The sequence below is a fragment of the Winogradskyella sp. MIT101101 genome (assembly GCF_047126865.1).
Taxonomy (GTDB): domain Bacteria; phylum Bacteroidota; class Bacteroidia; order Flavobacteriales; family Flavobacteriaceae; genus Winogradskyella; species Winogradskyella ouciana.
On record NZ_CP138982.1, the window covers coordinates 889,434 to 904,853 of the forward strand.

General features: G+C 36.6%; 16 protein-coding genes and 1 pseudogene. 12 read left to right on the forward strand and 5 right to left on the reverse strand.

Annotated features, from left to right (window positions below; all coding sequences use genetic code 11):
- Positions 1 to 13 precede the first annotated feature (13 nt).
- The 12 genes and pseudogenes from udk to SIB89_RS04225 all read left to right on the forward strand — a co-directional run bounded on the left by udk (position 14) and on the right by SIB89_RS04225 (position 10,543).
- On the forward strand, positions 14 to 619 hold the full coding sequence (gene udk / locus SIB89_RS04170) for a uridine kinase (protein ID WP_155089722.1): 606 nt from the start codon (positions 14 to 16) through the stop codon (positions 617 to 619).
- Complete coding sequence (locus SIB89_RS04175) at positions 619 to 945, forward strand: FtsB family cell division protein (RefSeq protein WP_155089721.1); 327 nt, start codon at positions 619 to 621, stop codon at positions 943 to 945. Before udk ends, SIB89_RS04175 begins: the two co-directional genes overlap by 1 nt.
- Positions 938 to 2,326, forward strand: coding sequence for a methylmalonyl-CoA mutase subunit beta (locus SIB89_RS04180; protein WP_412561276.1), 1,389 nt, complete (start codon positions 938 to 940; stop codon positions 2,324 to 2,326). The genes SIB89_RS04175 and SIB89_RS04180 overlap by 8 nt, the downstream gene beginning before the upstream one ends.
- Before the next feature lie 52 nt (positions 2,327 to 2,378).
- On the forward strand, positions 2,379 to 4,505 hold the full coding sequence (gene scpA, locus SIB89_RS04185; RefSeq protein ID WP_412561277.1) for a methylmalonyl-CoA mutase: 2,127 nt from the start codon (positions 2,379 to 2,381) through the stop codon (positions 4,503 to 4,505).
- A gap of 96 nt (positions 4,506 to 4,601) precedes the next feature.
- Positions 4,602 to 5,369, forward strand: a complete 768-nt coding sequence (locus tag SIB89_RS04190) for a ParA family protein (protein WP_155089718.1) — start codon at positions 4,602 to 4,604, stop codon at positions 5,367 to 5,369.
- Positions 5,369 to 6,271: a ParB/RepB/Spo0J family partition protein gene (locus SIB89_RS04195; protein WP_412561278.1), complete on the forward strand. Its 903-nt coding sequence runs from the start codon at positions 5,369 to 5,371 to the stop codon at positions 6,269 to 6,271. The genes SIB89_RS04190 and SIB89_RS04195 overlap by 1 nt, the downstream gene beginning before the upstream one ends.
- Positions 6,261 to 6,870: pseudogene (locus SIB89_RS04200) on the forward strand (DUF5683 domain-containing protein). Before SIB89_RS04195 ends, SIB89_RS04200 begins: the two are co-directional and overlap by 11 nt.
- Positions 6,871 to 6,874: 4 nt before the next feature.
- Positions 6,875 to 7,579 (forward strand): 4-hydroxy-tetrahydrodipicolinate reductase, encoded by a 705-nt coding sequence (gene dapB, locus SIB89_RS04205; protein WP_412561279.1) that lies wholly within the window; start codon positions 6,875 to 6,877, stop codon positions 7,577 to 7,579.
- A gap of 13 nt (positions 7,580 to 7,592) precedes the next feature.
- On the forward strand, positions 7,593 to 7,949 hold the full coding sequence (locus SIB89_RS04210) for a four helix bundle protein (RefSeq protein ID WP_412561280.1): 357 nt from the start codon (positions 7,593 to 7,595) through the stop codon (positions 7,947 to 7,949).
- A 35-nt stretch (positions 7,950 to 7,984) separates the two neighbouring features.
- A complete protein-coding gene (gene lepB / locus SIB89_RS04215; RefSeq protein WP_412561281.1) occupies positions 7,985 to 9,601 on the forward strand; it encodes a signal peptidase I in 1,617 nt (538 codons plus the stop codon).
- Positions 9,602 to 9,619: 18 nt separating this feature from the next.
- On the forward strand, positions 9,620 to 10,231 hold the full coding sequence (locus tag SIB89_RS04220; RefSeq protein WP_412561282.1) for a WbqC family protein: 612 nt from the start codon (positions 9,620 to 9,622) through the stop codon (positions 10,229 to 10,231).
- Between the two features lie 3 nt (positions 10,232 to 10,234).
- The gene (locus tag SIB89_RS04225) at positions 10,235 to 10,543 is read left to right on the forward strand and encodes a DUF6122 family protein (protein ID WP_412561283.1); all 309 of its coding nucleotides are present in this window, start codon (positions 10,235 to 10,237) and stop codon (positions 10,541 to 10,543) included.
- Here SIB89_RS04225 and SIB89_RS04230 read toward each other — a convergent pair.
- The 5 genes from SIB89_RS04230 to SIB89_RS04250 all read right to left on the reverse strand — a co-directional run bounded on the left by SIB89_RS04230 (position 10,535) and on the right by SIB89_RS04250 (position 15,393).
- Positions 10,535 to 11,557 carry an endonuclease/exonuclease/phosphatase family protein gene (locus tag SIB89_RS04230; RefSeq protein ID WP_412561284.1) on the reverse strand — a complete coding sequence of 341 codons (1,023 nt, stop codon included), beginning with the start codon at positions 11,555 to 11,557 and terminating at the stop codon, positions 10,535 to 10,537. The genes SIB89_RS04225 and SIB89_RS04230 overlap by 9 nt on opposite strands.
- Positions 11,558 to 11,605: 48 nt before the next feature.
- A complete protein-coding gene (locus tag SIB89_RS04235) occupies positions 11,606 to 12,475 on the reverse strand; it encodes a rhomboid family intramembrane serine protease (protein ID WP_412561285.1) in 870 nt (289 codons plus the stop codon).
- Positions 12,476 to 12,477: 2 nt separating this feature from the next.
- Entirely contained in the window at positions 12,478 to 13,134 is a 657-nt protein-coding gene (locus SIB89_RS04240; protein ID WP_412561286.1) for a rhomboid family intramembrane serine protease, read from the reverse strand.
- 100 nt (positions 13,135 to 13,234) lie between these two features.
- Positions 13,235 to 15,088, reverse strand: coding sequence for a DNA mismatch repair endonuclease MutL (mutL, locus tag SIB89_RS04245; RefSeq protein WP_412561287.1), 1,854 nt, complete (start codon positions 15,086 to 15,088; stop codon positions 13,235 to 13,237).
- Positions 15,088 to 15,393 (reverse strand): hypothetical protein, encoded by a 306-nt coding sequence (locus tag SIB89_RS04250; protein ID WP_273290801.1) that lies wholly within the window; start codon positions 15,391 to 15,393, stop codon positions 15,088 to 15,090. Before SIB89_RS04250 ends, mutL begins: the two co-directional genes overlap by 1 nt.
- Positions 15,394 to 15,420: the final 27 nt, after the last annotated feature.

Sequence of the window (15,420 nt, forward strand, 5' to 3'; positions counted from 1 at the left end):
TCTACAAATCACAATGCTTATAATCGGAATTGCAGGAGGAACAGGATGTGGCAAAACAACCGTTGTTAACACACTTCTTAACGAACTCCCTGAAGGTCAGGTAGGTGTTATTTCACAAGATTCTTACTATAAAGACACTTCTCACCTCAGTTATGAGGAACGTGTAAAGATCAATTTTGACCATCCACGTTCTATCGATTTCGATCTGTTGGCGCAGCACCTAAAAGAGTTAAAGGAAGGCAAATCCATAGACCAACCTGTATATTCTTTTGTCAAGCATAATCGTACAGGAGATACTATTTCTACAAAGCCTAGAAAGGTAATGATTGTAGAAGGGATTTTAATTCTTACCAATCCAGAAATCAGAGAATTGTTTGATATAAAAATATTTGTCCACGCAGATTCAGACGAGCGCTTAATCCGAAGATTAAAAAGAGATATTACGGAACGTGGACGTGATATAGACGAGGTTCTTACAAGGTATCAAAACACCTTAAAACCTATGCACCAGCAGTTTATTGAACCTATGAAGGAATATGCCGATATTATTATTCCTAACAACAAATACAACACAGTAGCTGTAGATATCGTTAGAACCATAATTAACGAGCGTTTATAATGGGAATCTTTGATAACAAATATTTAAAACCTTTTAAAAACATTTACCTGTTAGTTTTTATAGTATTTGCTATCTGGATGTTATTTTTTGATGCACATTCCTTATTATTTCATTACGAGCTCAACTCAGATATGAAAGAATTGGAATACCAAAAAGAGCATTATAAAAATGAAATGAAGAAAGACAACAAAGCCATTAAAGAGCTTAGTACTGAAGAAGGCATAGAACGTGCTGCACGTGAGAATTATTATATGAAGAAACCCAATGAGGATATTTTCATTATTGAATACGAAGATAGTATAGCCAAAGAAAAACAAGATGAGTAAACCTTTATTTGATGAGTTTGAAGGAGTATCTTCAAAAGCTTGGAAACAAAAAATTCAGGTCGATTTGAAAGGTGCGGATTATAACGATACCCTGATTTGGAACACCAGTGAAGGTATTGATGTAAAACCGTTTTACCATTCCGATGAGTTTGAAACCTGGCCAGAAATATCAGCCAGTAAAGCCACAGCATGGAAAATTTGTCAAGCTATTGAGGTACAAAATGAAAACGATGCCAATATCGCTGCAAGAGACGCTATTGAACGTGGTGCAGAAAGCATCTTGTTTATTGTGCATTCTGAAAACATTTCAGTTACCGATTTACTTTCAAACATCGATTTAATAACTATTGATGTTCATCTAAAATGTAATTTCCTATCAAAAGAGTTCGTTAATAAAATCAATAATGTCACGCTGAGCGAAGCTGAAGCACCAAATAATATAACAACAATACACACAGACATTATTGGTAACTTAGCTAAAACAGGTAATTGGTACAGCAATCTCAAAGAGGACCATTCAAAATTTGAAGGCATAGTAAAGCAAACCAATGAATTTAGCATTGACTTAAGCCTTTACCAAAACGCAGGCGCAACAATTGTACAGCAATTAGCTTATGGTTTGGCACATGCCAATGAGTATCTTAACCATCTAGATAACGTCATTGCGAGCGAAGCGAAGCAATCTCTTAAAGTGACGTTCATCGTCTCAGTCGGCTCAAACTATTTCTTCGAAATCGCCAAACTCAGAGCCTTACGACAACTATGGGCAACTCTAGCTTCAGAATATGATGTAAATACGAATTGCAAAATCATAGCAACACCAAGCAAACGTAACAAAACCATTTATGATTACAACGTGAATATGCTTCGCACCACAACCGAATGTATGAGTGCCGTTTTGGGAGGAGCAGATACTATTTGTAATTTACCTTATGACGCCTTGTACCATAGACCCAACGAATTTGGTGAGCGCATATCTCGAAATCAACTCTTGGTTTTAAAAAACGAAAGCTATTTCGATAAAGTAAATAATCCAGCAGACGGAGCTTATTATATTGAAAGTTTAACCGAACAACTAGCAGAAAAAGCCTTAGACCTTTTTAAGGATATTGAATCTAACGGAGGCTTATTAAGTCAATTAAAAGAAGGAACGATTCAACGAAAAATTAAAGAAAGTGCAGCTAAAGAACAGGCTGATTTTGATGCAGAAAAATTAGTGCTTTTAGGCACAAATAAACATCCAAATCCTGCTGATAAAATGAAAAATGAGCTAGAAATCAATCCTTTTTTAAATATTGAAAAGCGCAAAACATTAATTGAACCAATTATTGAGAAAAGATTTTCTGAAAAATTGGAAACCAATAGATTAAAAGAGGACTAAAACTAAGTATAGACAAAATCTATAGTTTGTTTTTCATTCAAAAACGCATAAAATGTCAAGAAAAAATCTTCAACATATAAAACTTAATTCAAAACCTTCGGTTTATAAACCAAACTGTGACAAAAAAGAATATCTAACAGCTGAAGGCATCAATGTTAAATCAACGTACTCAAAAGAAGATTTAAAAAATTTAGAACATTTGGATTTTGTGGCAGGTATTGCACCTAATCTTCGCGGTCCTTATTCGACAATGTATGTACGCAGACCATGGACGATTAGGCAGTATGCTGGTTTTTCAACTGCAGAGGATAGCAATGCTTTTTACAGACGTAATTTAGCTGCTGGACAAAAAGGACTTTCCGTAGCCTTTGATCTTGCAACGCATAGAGGTTACGATTCCGACCACGAACGTGTCGTTGGTGATGTAGGTAAAGCAGGAGTTGCTATAGATTCGGTTGAGGATATGAAAATTCTTTTCGATCAAATTCCTTTGGATAAAATGTCGGTATCTATGACCATGAATGGAGCGGTTCTGCCCATTATGGCGTTTTATATCGTGGCTGCAGAAGAACAAGGCGTAAAACCTGAGCAATTAGCTGGCACTATTCAGAATGATATTCTAAAAGAGTTTATGGTGCGGAATACGTATATCTACCCACCTACTCCGTCCATGAAAATTATTTCTGACATCTTTGAGTACACGAGTCAGAATATGCCAAAATTCAACAGTATCAGTATTTCAGGCTATCACATGCAAGAGGCTGGTGCCACATGCGATATAGAATTGGCATACACTTTGGCCGATGGCTTGGAATACATTAGAAAAGGACTGGAAGCCGGAATGGACATAGACACCTTTGCTCCTCGCCTATCTTTCTTTTGGGCCATTGGGATGAATCACTTTATGGAAATCGCCAAAATGAGGGCAGCTCGTATGCTATGGGCGAAATTGGTAAAACAGTTCAATCCTAAAAACCCAAAATCTTTAGCCTTAAGAACCCATTGCCAAACCTCTGGTTGGAGTTTAACTGAGCAAGATCCTTTTAATAATGTGGCCAGAACTTGTATTGAAGCTGCCGCTGCTGCTTTTGGTGGTACGCAGAGTTTACATACTAATGCCTTGGATGAGGCGATTGCGTTACCTACAGACTTTTCAGCACGAATAGCACGAAACACGCAAATCTATTTACAACAAGAAACACATATCACCAAAACGGTTGATCCTTGGGCTGGCAGTTATTATGTCGAAAAATTAACCCATGATATTGCACATAAAGCCTGGGATTTAATTCAGGAAGTTGAAGAATTAGGTGGTATGACCAAAGCCATTGAAGCTGGCATTCCGAAATTACGAATTGAAGAAGCTGCTGCAAGAAAACAAGCACGTATCGATTCGGGTCAAGATATTATAGTTGGAGTGAACAAATATCGTTTAGACCAAGAAGACCCAATACAAACTTTAGAAGTGGACAACCAAACCGTTCGCAACCAACAGATAGAACGCTTAAACCGTATCAAATCCACTCGAAACAACGAAGACGTCGAGAAAGCTTTGGCAAAATTGACCGAAGCCGCTAAGACAGGTCAAGATAATTTACTAGCTTTAGCAGTAGATGCGGCCAGAAAAAGAGCAACTTTAGGTGAAATCAGTGATGCTTTGGAAGCCGAATTTGGACGTTACAAGGCACAAATAAAATCATTTAGCGGAGTGTACAGCAAAGAAATAAAAGACGATAGCAGTTTTAAACGCGCAAGGGAGTTAGCGGATCAGTTCGCAGAACAAGATGGGCGTAGACCTCGTATTATGATTGCAAAAATGGGACAAGATGGCCATGATAGAGGCGCAAAAGTCGTCGCTACAGGCTATGCGGATGTTGGTTTTGATGTTGACATTGGACCTTTATTTCAAACACCAAAGGAAGCGGCCAAACAAGCCGTTGAAAATGATGTGCATATTCTTGGTGTATCGTCTTTGGCTGCTGGTCACAAAACCTTAGTGCCACAAGTTATCGAAGAACTTAAAGCTTATGGACGCGACGATATTATGGTGATTGTTGGTGGTGTGATTCCAAAGCAAGATTATCAATATTTGTTTGATGCTGGTGCAGTAGCTGTTTTTGGACCTGGCACTAAAATCAGTGATGCAGCGATTCAGATTTTAGAGATTTTGATTGACTAGTAACCCTAAATGAGCGGTAACAAACTGTTAACAACTTCAATTTCCTAAACTCGTAAATAATCGTATTTTTAAACCCTTAATAAACCAAATCATTTAATGGGTAAAATCATTGCAATTGCTAATCAAAAAGGCGGTGTTGGTAAAACAACAACCTCTGTAAATTTAGCGGCTTCTCTAGGCGCACTAGAGAAGAAAGTCCTACTTATAGATGCAGACCCTCAAGCCAACGCCAGTTCTGGCTTAGGTATTGACGTTGATGCCGTAGAAATTGGCTCTTATCAGGTATTAGAGCATACCAAATCAGCAAAGGAAGCTATTGTGGCTTCTAATGCACCAAATGTGGATGTGATTCCGGCACATATAGACCTTGTCGCGATTGAGATTGAGCTTGTTGATAAGGACGACCGTGAATACATGCTGAAGAAAGCCATTTCAGAATTAAAATCTGAATACGATTATATATTAATTGACTGTGCTCCTTCATTGGGACTGTTAACCTTGAATGCCTTAACGGCTTCAGATGCAGTGATTATTCCTATTCAGTGCGAGTATTTTGCGCTCGAAGGCTTAGGTAAACTGTTAAATACTATTAAAAGTGTACAGAAAATACATAATGAAGCGTTAGACATAGAAGGCCTCTTGCTTACGATGTTCGATTCGCGTTTGCGCCTATCTAACCAAGTGGTTGAAGAAGTACAGAAGCACTTTAGTGATATGGTATTCGATACCATTATTCAGCGCAACGTACGTTTAGGTGAAGCTCCAAGTTATGGTGAGAGTATCATTAATTATGACGTAAGCAGTAAAGGAGCGGCAAATTATTTAAGCTTAGCTAAAGAGCTTATAAAGAAAAATGAATTATAATGGCGAAGGCAACGAAAAAACAGGCATTAGGAAGAGGACTTTCAGCTTTGTTGAAAGATCCTGAAAATGACATAAAATCTGCGGAAGACAAAAATGCCGACAAAGTGGTTGGTAATATTGTTGAGCTCGATATTGAAAGTATTGAGGTGAATCCGTTTCAACCAAGAACCAACTTTAATGAGGAGTCGTTACGTGAGTTGGCATCGTCCATTAGAGAGCTTGGTGTTATTCAACCTATAACGGTTAGAAAGCTAGCGTTTAACAAGTACCAGTTGGTTTCTGGTGAGCGTCGTTTTAGAGCGTCAAAATTAATTGGACTCGAGACGATACCTGCATACATAAGAATCGCCAATGACCAAGAGTCTTTGGAGATGGCTTTGGTGGAGAACATTCAACGTCAAGATTTAGACCCAATAGAGATCGCGTTGTCGTATCAACGTTTAATTGACGAAATCAATTTGACTCAAGAGCAAATGAGCGAGCGCGTTGGTAAAAAGCGTTCTACCATTGCAAATTATCTGCGTTTACTCAAGCTAGACCCAATCATACAAACCGGAATGCGAGATGGTTTTATCTCCATGGGACACGGTAGAGCCATGGTAAATATTGAAAGTCAAATAGACCAACTCGAGGTATACGAAAAGGTCATTTCCAATAAACTTTCCGTTAGAGCTACAGAACAATTGGTTAAAAACCTAAACTCTGAAGACGATAAAAAACCAACTGTTGAAACTACCGAGACTCCGAAGTACATCAAAAAAGGAGCTAAGGATTTTTCAGAATATTTTGGCCATAAAATCGATGTGAAAGTCTCTAAAAATGGTGGTGGAAAGATTGTGATTCCATTTCATTCTGAAGAAGATTTCAACAGAATTCAAAAATTAGTTAAGCGTGATAAATAAGTCACCATATTTTCTGGTTCTCTGTTTGTTTTCGGCACTGATCTCTTTTGCCCAGGAAAAAGACAAGGACAGCACGAGCATTGTGGTAGATAAGGACTTAGTCGTTATCGAAGAACAATCTTTTGAAAAGTCAGAGATTGATCCCTTAAGACCATCTAAAGCGGCATTTTACTCTGCTATATTGCCTGGTGCTGGTCAATTTTACAACAAAAAATATTGGAAAATCCCTATTGTTTGGGGAGCGATTGGCACAGGTGTTTATTTCTACATCAGAAACGACAAACAGTTTGACCGTTACCGAGATGCCTACAAAAGACGATTGGCTGGCTTTACGGACGATGAGTTTTTCTGATGCCGATGGAAATCCATTGATTTCTAACGACGGTTTAATTCGTGCTCAGCAACAATTTAGAAGAAACAAAGAAGTGTCGCTTTTGGTAACCATAGGACTATACGCCTTAAATATTATTGATGCCAATGTTGATGCGCATCTACTACAGTTTAATGTTGATGAAAATCTGAGTTTAAGTCCGCATTATCAATACAATCAATTGGAGAATTCTTCAGATTTAGGACTGACACTCAATTTCAAATTCTAAACGCATGAATATAGCTTTACTCGGTTATGGCAGAATGGGAAAAAGCATTGAGGCAATTGCTTTGGAGCGTAAGCATACTATTTCACTAAAAATTTCCGATGCTAACGATGAGTATGATTTTACCAACACCGATGTTGCCATAGATTTTAGTATTCCGACTGCTGCGGTTTCCAATATAAAGAAAGCTTTGGATGCTGGAGTTCCAGTAATTTCAGGCACTACAGGATGGTTGGAGCAATATGATGAGGTGATAGATTATTGCAATGCTAAAAATGGAACATTTTTATATGCTTCAAACTTTAGCTTGGGTGTCAATATCTTTTTTGAAATCAATAAAAAGCTGAGTGAACTCATGGCAACGGTAGATGGTTATTCGGTTAAGATGGAAGAAATTCACCATACCAAAAAATTAGACGCACCAAGCGGAACGGCCATCACGTTAGCAGAGCAAATTATTGAGAATACTGATTATAAAAAATGGACATTAGACCCACCAAATTCTGATGAAATCCATATTGATGCCAAACGTATTCCTGAAGTACCTGGCACACATGAGGTGACTTATAATTCTGAAATCGATTCCATAAGCATTAAGCATACAGCACACAGCAGGCAAGGTTTTGCATTGGGAGCTGTTGTTGCGGCAGAATGGATTAAGGATAAAAAAGGTGTCTTTAGTATGAAGGATGTGTTGCAAATTAATGTCTAATGTAGATTGAATAATGAAGAATGACCTAAAAGATCGCACAAAGACATTCGCGCACCAAATTATAAAGCTGGTATCCCGATTACCAAACGATTATTTATCAAATCATATTAAAAAACAATTAATCAGATGTGCAACATCAGTAGCTGCTAATTACAGAGCGACATGCATTGCACAATCGAAGCGAAGTTTTATTTCCAAAATTAGTATTGTCATCGAAGAGATAGATGAAAGTCATTTTTGGTTAGAGTTTATTATTGATGAAAATCTGTTACCTTCAGAGAGTTGTAAATCTTTGTTAAATGAAGCAGATGAACTTACAAGGATTTTTATATCATCAAGAAAAACTGCAAATTTGAATCTAAGAAATTAATCAATTGTCATTAGACAATTATCATTTAAAAAATTATGAGCTGGACACAGTGGTTTATCTTTTTACTGATATTACAAATTATACATGGCTTAGGCACATGGAAACTTTATATTAAAGCTGGGCGACAAGCTTGGGAAGCCTTTGTGCCGGTTTACAACGCAGTAGTGCTGATGAAAATTATTTCTCGCCCTTGGTGGTGGGTGATTTTAATGTTTTTACCTATTGTAAATCTTATAATGATTCCTGCTGCTTGGGTAGAAACCGCAAGAGCTTTCGGAAAGACCACCAAACTAGATGCTTTAATCTGTATTGTTACACTTGGGTTCTATCTGTACTACCTCAATTATATGGAAGATGTTACCTATATTGAAAATAGGGAGCTTAAACCCAAGACCACAACTGGTGAGTGGATTACCTCTATCCTATTTGCTATTGTTGCAGCTACGATTGTTCATACGTATTTCTTTCAGCCTTTTGTTATTCCGTCGTCGTCCTTAGAAAAGTCTTTGTTAGTAGGTGATTTTTTAATAGTAAGTAAAATTCATTATGGACCCAGAGTACCAATGACCACTGTAGGTGCTCCTATGGTACATGATACTATTCCTGTCCTAGGTGTAAAATCGTACCTATACAATGATAATTTTGAAGAGCGTAATTCGTCTTGGAAAAACAAACTGCAGCTACCTTATTTTAGGTTACCAGGTTTTGAAGATGTAGAACACAATGATATTGTCGTTTTTAATCAACCAGCAGACACATTGCTGAATATGAACGATTTTAATCCAGACCGTAATTACTACAAGCCTATTGACAAAAAAACCAATTTAGTAAAACGCTGTGTTGGGTTGCCTGGTGACACTTTAGAATTGAGGAATGGCTATGTTTTTATCAATGGAAAACAAAATAAACTGCCACCACGATCACATTTACAGTTTTCTTATCGTCTCACCTTAAAAAAACCAATCAGTACACAAGGTGAGGAACGGTTATTTTATAATATGCTAGACAAAGCAGATATTGATGATGGTTTTAGATTTAATCCAAATGATGGCACGTTTTATTTAGCTGCTGTATCAGATGAAGCCGTAAACAAGCTCAGAGTACAACCTAATGTTGCCAGTGTAGAGCGCATTACCAGAGATGAAGGTGCTATAGAAGATATTTTCCCAAGAGATCCTAATTACAAATGGAATATTGATCATTTTGGTCCACTATGGATTCCAAAGGCAGGCGCTACCGTAGAGCTAAATACAGACAACATTTCACTTTATAAGCGTGCTATTGGTGAGTACGAAGGTAATAAAGTGGTTACAAGGGATAATCAAATTTTTATTAATGGTGAGCTTGCGACATCGTATACGTTTAAGCAAGATTATTATTGGATGATGGGAGACAACCGTCATAATTCCATAGATAGTAGGTTCTGGGGATTTGTTCCGTACGACCATATTTTTGGTAAACCTGTATTCATATGGATGAGTATAGACGGCATAAATGACGGTCTTAAAAACTGGAAATTCCGTTGGGACCGTATTTTCACAACCGTTAGTGGTTCTGGTGAGCGTACCTCTTACCTTATTCCGTTTTTAATAATTGTATTTGGTATATATGGCTTCACTAAATGGAAAAAGAAAAGAAACGCTAAATCTTAGGGATTTTGTAGAACAATTATGGATTGTCTGTTACATCCAACATATTTTCCTAACATAGCACATTTTGTCGCCATGATAAAAGCAGGCTCGGTATGTTTTGAAGTTTGTGATAATTACCAAAAACAATCCTTTAGAAACCGGACAGAAGTCTATAGTGCTAACGGCAAACTAGCTCTAACCGTCCCAGTAAGATATACACAAAAGAATAGGCAACTTTATAAGGATGTAAAAATTGCAAACGATGACAACTGGCAACTACTGCATCTAAAATCTTTACAGTCGGCCTATAGCATGTCGCCTTTTTACGAATTTTATATTGATGACCTTATGCCATTGTTTAAAAAACGGTTCGATTATATTTTGGACCTCAACCTATACTGTTTTGAAATGCTTTTAGAGTGTTTGCAAATGAATTTGGTAACTTCCAAGACAAAGTCTTTTGAAAAAGAGCCAGATAGAAAAATGGATTTTAGACCACTTGTAATGCGAAATCACAAGGTAAACACGTTGGAAACTTACACACAAGTATTTACTGAAAAGCATGGCTTTATTCCAAATCTCAGTATTTTGGATTTACTTTTCAACGAAGGGCCAAATACAGAGTTATACTTAAAACGACAGAAACTTTAGCCCATGTTTAGATTCATAATCCATTACGGCTTACATTTTGGATTGCCATTGGTCATTGCCTTGGTTTTCTTCAAGAAAAACTGGCTCAAGGCTTATATTATTATGCTTGCCGCTTTTATCATCGATTTAGATCATTTGTTGGCAAGTCCTATATTCGATTCCAGCCGTTGCAGCATCAATTTTCACCCACTCCACTCCTACTATGCTATTGCGGTTTACTTCATATTCTTAATCCCTAAGCCAACACGTATTTTTGCCATAGGTTTATTGGCACATATAATTTCAGATAGTGTGGATTGTTTTTTAATCTAAAGCAATAGTCGCTTTAATGGGATAATGATCCGAAAGCTTGTTGTCAAAAGTCTTAAACCCATTGACCGTAAAACTTTCATCCACTAAAATAAAATCAATTCTGAGCGGAAAGAATTTAAAGTCGTAGGTCTTTCCAAAGCCATTACCAGCTTCTTCAAACGTATCCACTAAATCATCTCCTTTAATCTCTTTGAAGATGTAAGAGTAGGCCGTATTGTTGAAATCACCCGTTACAATAGTTTTGTAAGGGCATTTAGATTTATGTTTCAAGAACAGTTCTACTTGGGTTTGCTGTGCCTTAAATGTTTTACTTACTTGCTTAAAAAGTTGACCTGAAGTTTCCTTTTTCAAAATTTCAACATCAGTATTTACACCAGAGGACTGTAAATGGACATTATAAATCCTTATAGTATCCTTAGCCTTGACAATATCAGCAAAAATCACATTATTACTCGTGTTGGAAAATTCCAAAGAACCCGAGTTAATAATAGGGAATTTAGAAAACAAAGCCTGACCACGTTTTACAGCATTATTGAACGTTGTGTTATAGCCATAATAACCATTGAGCTCAATAGGATCTTTGGTTCTATATTCTTGTAAACAAAGTATGTCTGGCTGTTCTTTTTTGATGAGTTCCGTAATATCAGCTTTTACGGTCTTATTTGGTAACCATTCGAAAATATTAAAAAGCCTTACGTTATAAGACATCACAGAAATATTGTTCTCGTTTTCAACTTTTTTTGAGGACGAGAACTTATACATAGAGCTGAGATAACTCCAACCCAAAATCAACACCACCAATGATAATAGCATCTGCTTTTTTACCTGAAGTACCCAATAGATAAAAAACAGAATGTTCAATAATATCAACAAAGGTACACCAAGACTCAATACGGATAGTGTTGCAAAACTTTTAGGAGGCAGATAAGGCAATAGGTAAGATATCAATAATAAGAAGGCTGCCAACGAATTGACAAGAAACATAATCTTATTAAAGAATTTTAATTTTTTCATACCAATTTTCAACTATCCCATTTTCGGAATTTTGAGATTAGAAGGTGCTTATTTTTTTCCAGCCTTAAAGAGAAATTCCTTCTCCTCGGCTGTAAGACTCTCATAACCACTCTTGCTGATTTTATCGAGAATCAAATCTACCTTCTTCTGATCATTAAACGTTTGAAACTCTTCTTTAGTCTTACCAGCATAAGTCCCTTTTGGTTTATTTCTGTGTACGGTCTTTAAATTAGATTTGGGTTTAAACCAACCTGCTAAAGTATCCATGGCACGTTCAAAACCAGAACCTATGTCTTTACCTTCCTTTAATTTTATTGCATAAAAATAGCCTAGCAATGCGCCACCAAGATGTGCTACGTTTCCGCCTTGGTTCGTGCCAAATAGTCCCAAAACGTCTATAACAACTAAGACTATAGCAATATATTTAAGCTTTATATTAAAAAAGATAAGTCTAACTTCAGTCTCTGGCATATAAGCTCCCAAAAATATCAGTAAAGCACTTATACCAGCCGAAGCACCTACCAATGGTGTAGCATTTATAATAAATCCTTTAGGTAAAACATTATAAACAAAAAGAAACGCCAATCCACCAACAATGACTCCCAATAGGTAGATGTTCAATGCCATTTTAGGACAAAACAGATTCAGTAACATTCTTGATATAAAATACAGCACCAAAAGGTTCAAAAGAATATGAAAAAAATCATAGTGAGCAAAACCATAGGTAATAATAGACCATGGCTTATACAAAAAGTTAGAAAAGCTTGATGGCAAACTTAAATAGGATAAGGGATTGCCTGTCCTAGCAAATACTTTAATCAATTGCCCAATGATGAAAACGACTATATTAATTGCAATAATCTTTTCAAAAGCATTGAATCTATTGAACTTATATTTTAAATCTTGAATTGTGCTCATGGTTAATTCCAGCGGTATTTATCTCTTTCATTCTTCTTCCAAAAATACATCAATAAAAACCCTGTCAATGCTCCACCCAAGTGGGCAACATAAGCCGTATTGCTTGGACTAAATATAGAATGACCAGTGATTGCAGAAAATAAATCTAATATTATAATACCTGGTATAAAGTACTTCGCTTTTATAGGAATTGGCAAAAATATCAACATCAATTTAGATTCAGGATATAACATACCGAACGCTACCAACACACCCATTATTGCTCCTGAGGCTCCGACCATTGTGGTAACTATTGCTTGTCTAAAGCTATCAAAACCCTCACCCAAGATAGACGCCCAACGCTGGTCGTACTTTCCTTCTGCTATGAGGTTTCCAACCTCAGCTTGGGAAATACCTGCTTCCATTAAGGTTGATAAGCCAGTATTATACTGAAAATATAAAAATGCAAGTTGAATCACCGCTGCTCCTAAACCAGACAGGAGATAGAAAATCAAGAATTTTTTCATACCAAATACCTGTTCTACTGCTGTGCCAAACATCCATAAGGCAAACATATTAAACAAAATATGCATAAAATTACCATGCATAAACATGTGCGTAATAATTTGCCAAGGTTCAAAAAGCGGATTTTTTGGAAAAAAATAAAGCAAACCATTCATAGAACATTTCCCTATTACCTACAAGATAGGTTCCAAGAAACATTATGATATTAATAATTAGTAAATGCTTAACAGCATCGGTTATTTGGGCTCTCATATACTACATAAATTTTTTTTCAATATCATCTACTTTCATAGTAATAAATGTTGGTCTATTGGTTGGTGACACGTTCGGTTCCTTACAGGCAAATAGACTATTGACCAAATGCTCTTGTTCTGTACCATTTAAGGACTGACCGTTTTTAATCGCCAAACTCTTTGCCATGGATTTTGCCAATAGATCCGTAGCACTAAAATTAGCGTCTGGCACATCATTTTGTACATCACTTATCAATTGTTCTAAAATGATGGACAATTCACTCTCTGGTACTCCTACAGGCACTCCTGTAATGGTAATTTCTTCCTCAGACAAACCAGAAAACACAAAACCTGTATGTTCTAAATCCGTTTTTAAATCCTTTATAATCTTGCTTTCACCTGGTGTGAAATGTAATTGCAATGGAAATAATAATTGCTGGCTTGTGGCTTCTTTAATGGTTATATGCCTTAGAAAATTTTCGTACAATACGCGCTGGTGTGCTCTGTTCTGGTCAATAATTAACATTCCCGACTTTAAAGTCGTTACTATATATTTTTGCTGTAGTTGAAATGTAGTCTTAGCAGTTTCAACAGAAGCATCACTAAAGATTGATTCGGTTTTAGAATCGCTTTCAAAAGCAACTTCGGCAAAATCTTCCTGTTTATTGTTTCCTTTGGATTCTAAACCAACATAGAGACTCTCCCAAGATGCTGCAGGTGCTTTCTTAAATTGCCTGTGCTGTGAAGGTGATTTAGTATTGGCTTCATCCGCAAAGGGATTAAAACTTCTATCCACCTCAATCGTTGGTGCAGATGCTTTCTTGTCTTTATAATTGTATGGCGTTGTTAAATTGCTCTGATGTTCAAAATCCAAAACCGGAGCAATATTGAATTGCCCTAAACTATGCTTTACCGCTGAACGCAAAATGGCGTACAATGTATGTTCATCATCAAACTTTATCTCCGTTTTTGTCGGGTGGATGTTTATATCAATCGTCTTGGGATCTACCGTTAAATTCAAAAAATAACTCGGATGATAGCCGTCTTTAAGCAAACCTTCAAAGGCTGCACCAATAGCATGATTAAGATAAGGACTCTTAATAAACCGTTGATTGACAAAAAAGAACTGCTCTGACCTGGTCTTTTTGGAATATTCAGGTTTACCGACAAATCCTGAGATTTTCAAAACTTCCGTTTCCTCTTCAACTGGCACTAATTTCTCGTTGGTTTTGTTGCCAAAAATATGAACTACACGTTGTCTGTAATTTTCACTGGGAAGGTGAAACAATTCACTTCCATTATGATAAAATGCAAAAGCAATGCTAGGATGTGCCAAAGCCACACGATGAAACTCATCAGTGATGTGTCGTAATTCTACAGTATCGGACTTTAAAAAATTTCGTCTTGCCGGAATATTGAAAAACAGATTTTTAACAGCAACCGAAGTTCCGGTTGGAGTTACGGACACCTCTTGGGATTTCACTTGGCTCCCTTCTATTTCTATGGCTGTACCCAATTCGTCCTCAGCGCGTTTAGTCTTAAGTTCTACATGTGCAATAGCTGCAATACTTGCCAAGGCTTCACCTCTAAAGCCTTTGGTATTTAATTGAAATAAATCTTCTGCTGATTTTATTTTAGATGTGGCATGGCGCTCAAAACTCAAACGCGCATCTGTAACACTCATACCTTTACCGTTATCAATAACCTGAACGAGTGTTTTGCCCGCATCTTTTATAATGAGCTTTATTTCTGTAGCATCAGCATCAATAGCATTTTCCAGAAGTTCTTTAACTACAGAAGCTGGTCGTTGCACCACCTCACCAGCTGCAATTTGGTTGGCAACATGGTCTGGTAAAAGTTGAATGATATCTGTCATTAGCGATTTAGAGAGAAAATAGAAAGGTCAAAATCTATAATGAAAAGAAAAATTAAAACGAATATGGCTATAAGCACTAAAATGGTTTTATTAAATCCTGAATTATTTCTAGTTCGGTTACTTATTCTCGACTCGTGCCATTGACCAGAAAAGTCATTTTTATTATAGGTGTCTGCATAGGCATCAAACTTTGTTGAATACTTAGAAGAATCTGCATCTTCTTTACCTTTATAATATCGAGGTGTATAATTAAACCTTTTATTTCTTGGTAGCTTCTTTATTAACGTGAATTTAATTGGACCCATAATACTGTTATTTAATATATCCATTTA

What these genes read in the sequence shown, in the direction of transcription:
- udk (WP_155089722.1), top strand. Translation starts at nt 14, where the DNA reads ATGCTTATAATCGGAATTGCAGGAGGAACAGGATGTGGCAAAACAACC.
- SIB89_RS04175 (WP_155089721.1), top strand. Translation starts at nt 619, where the DNA reads ATGGGAATCTTTGATAACAAATATTTAAAACCTTTTAAAAACATTTAC.
- SIB89_RS04180 (WP_412561276.1), top strand. Translation starts at nt 938, where the DNA reads ATGAGTAAACCTTTATTTGATGAGTTTGAAGGAGTATCTTCAAAAGCT.
- scpA (WP_412561277.1), top strand. Translation starts at nt 2,379, where the DNA reads ATGTCAAGAAAAAATCTTCAACATATAAAACTTAATTCAAAACCTTCG.
- SIB89_RS04190 (WP_155089718.1), top strand. Translation starts at nt 4,602, where the DNA reads ATGGGTAAAATCATTGCAATTGCTAATCAAAAAGGCGGTGTTGGTAAA.
- SIB89_RS04195 (WP_412561278.1), top strand. Translation starts at nt 5,369, where the DNA reads ATGGCGAAGGCAACGAAAAAACAGGCATTAGGAAGAGGACTTTCAGCT.
- dapB (WP_412561279.1), top strand. Translation starts at nt 6,875, where the DNA reads ATGAATATAGCTTTACTCGGTTATGGCAGAATGGGAAAAAGCATTGAG.
- SIB89_RS04210 (WP_412561280.1), top strand. Translation starts at nt 7,593, where the DNA reads ATGAAGAATGACCTAAAAGATCGCACAAAGACATTCGCGCACCAAATT.
- lepB (WP_412561281.1), top strand. Translation starts at nt 7,985, where the DNA reads ATGAGCTGGACACAGTGGTTTATCTTTTTACTGATATTACAAATTATA.
- SIB89_RS04220 (WP_412561282.1), top strand. Translation starts at nt 9,620, where the DNA reads ATGGATTGTCTGTTACATCCAACATATTTTCCTAACATAGCACATTTT.
- SIB89_RS04225 (WP_412561283.1), top strand. Translation starts at nt 10,235, where the DNA reads ATGTTTAGATTCATAATCCATTACGGCTTACATTTTGGATTGCCATTG.
- SIB89_RS04230 (WP_412561284.1), bottom strand. Translation starts at nt 11,557, where the DNA reads ATGAAAAAATTAAAATTCTTTAATAAGATTATGTTTCTTGTCAATTCG.
- SIB89_RS04235 (WP_412561285.1), bottom strand. Translation starts at nt 12,475, where the DNA reads ATGAGCACAATTCAAGATTTAAAATATAAGTTCAATAGATTCAATGCT.
- SIB89_RS04240 (WP_412561286.1), bottom strand. Translation starts at nt 13,134, where the DNA reads ATGAATGGTTTGCTTTATTTTTTTCCAAAAAATCCGCTTTTTGAACCT.
- mutL (WP_412561287.1), bottom strand. Translation starts at nt 15,088, where the DNA reads ATGACAGATATCATTCAACTTTTACCAGACCATGTTGCCAACCAAATT.
- SIB89_RS04250 (WP_273290801.1), bottom strand. Translation starts at nt 15,393, where the DNA reads ATGGGTCCAATTAAATTCACGTTAATAAAGAAGCTACCAAGAAATAAA.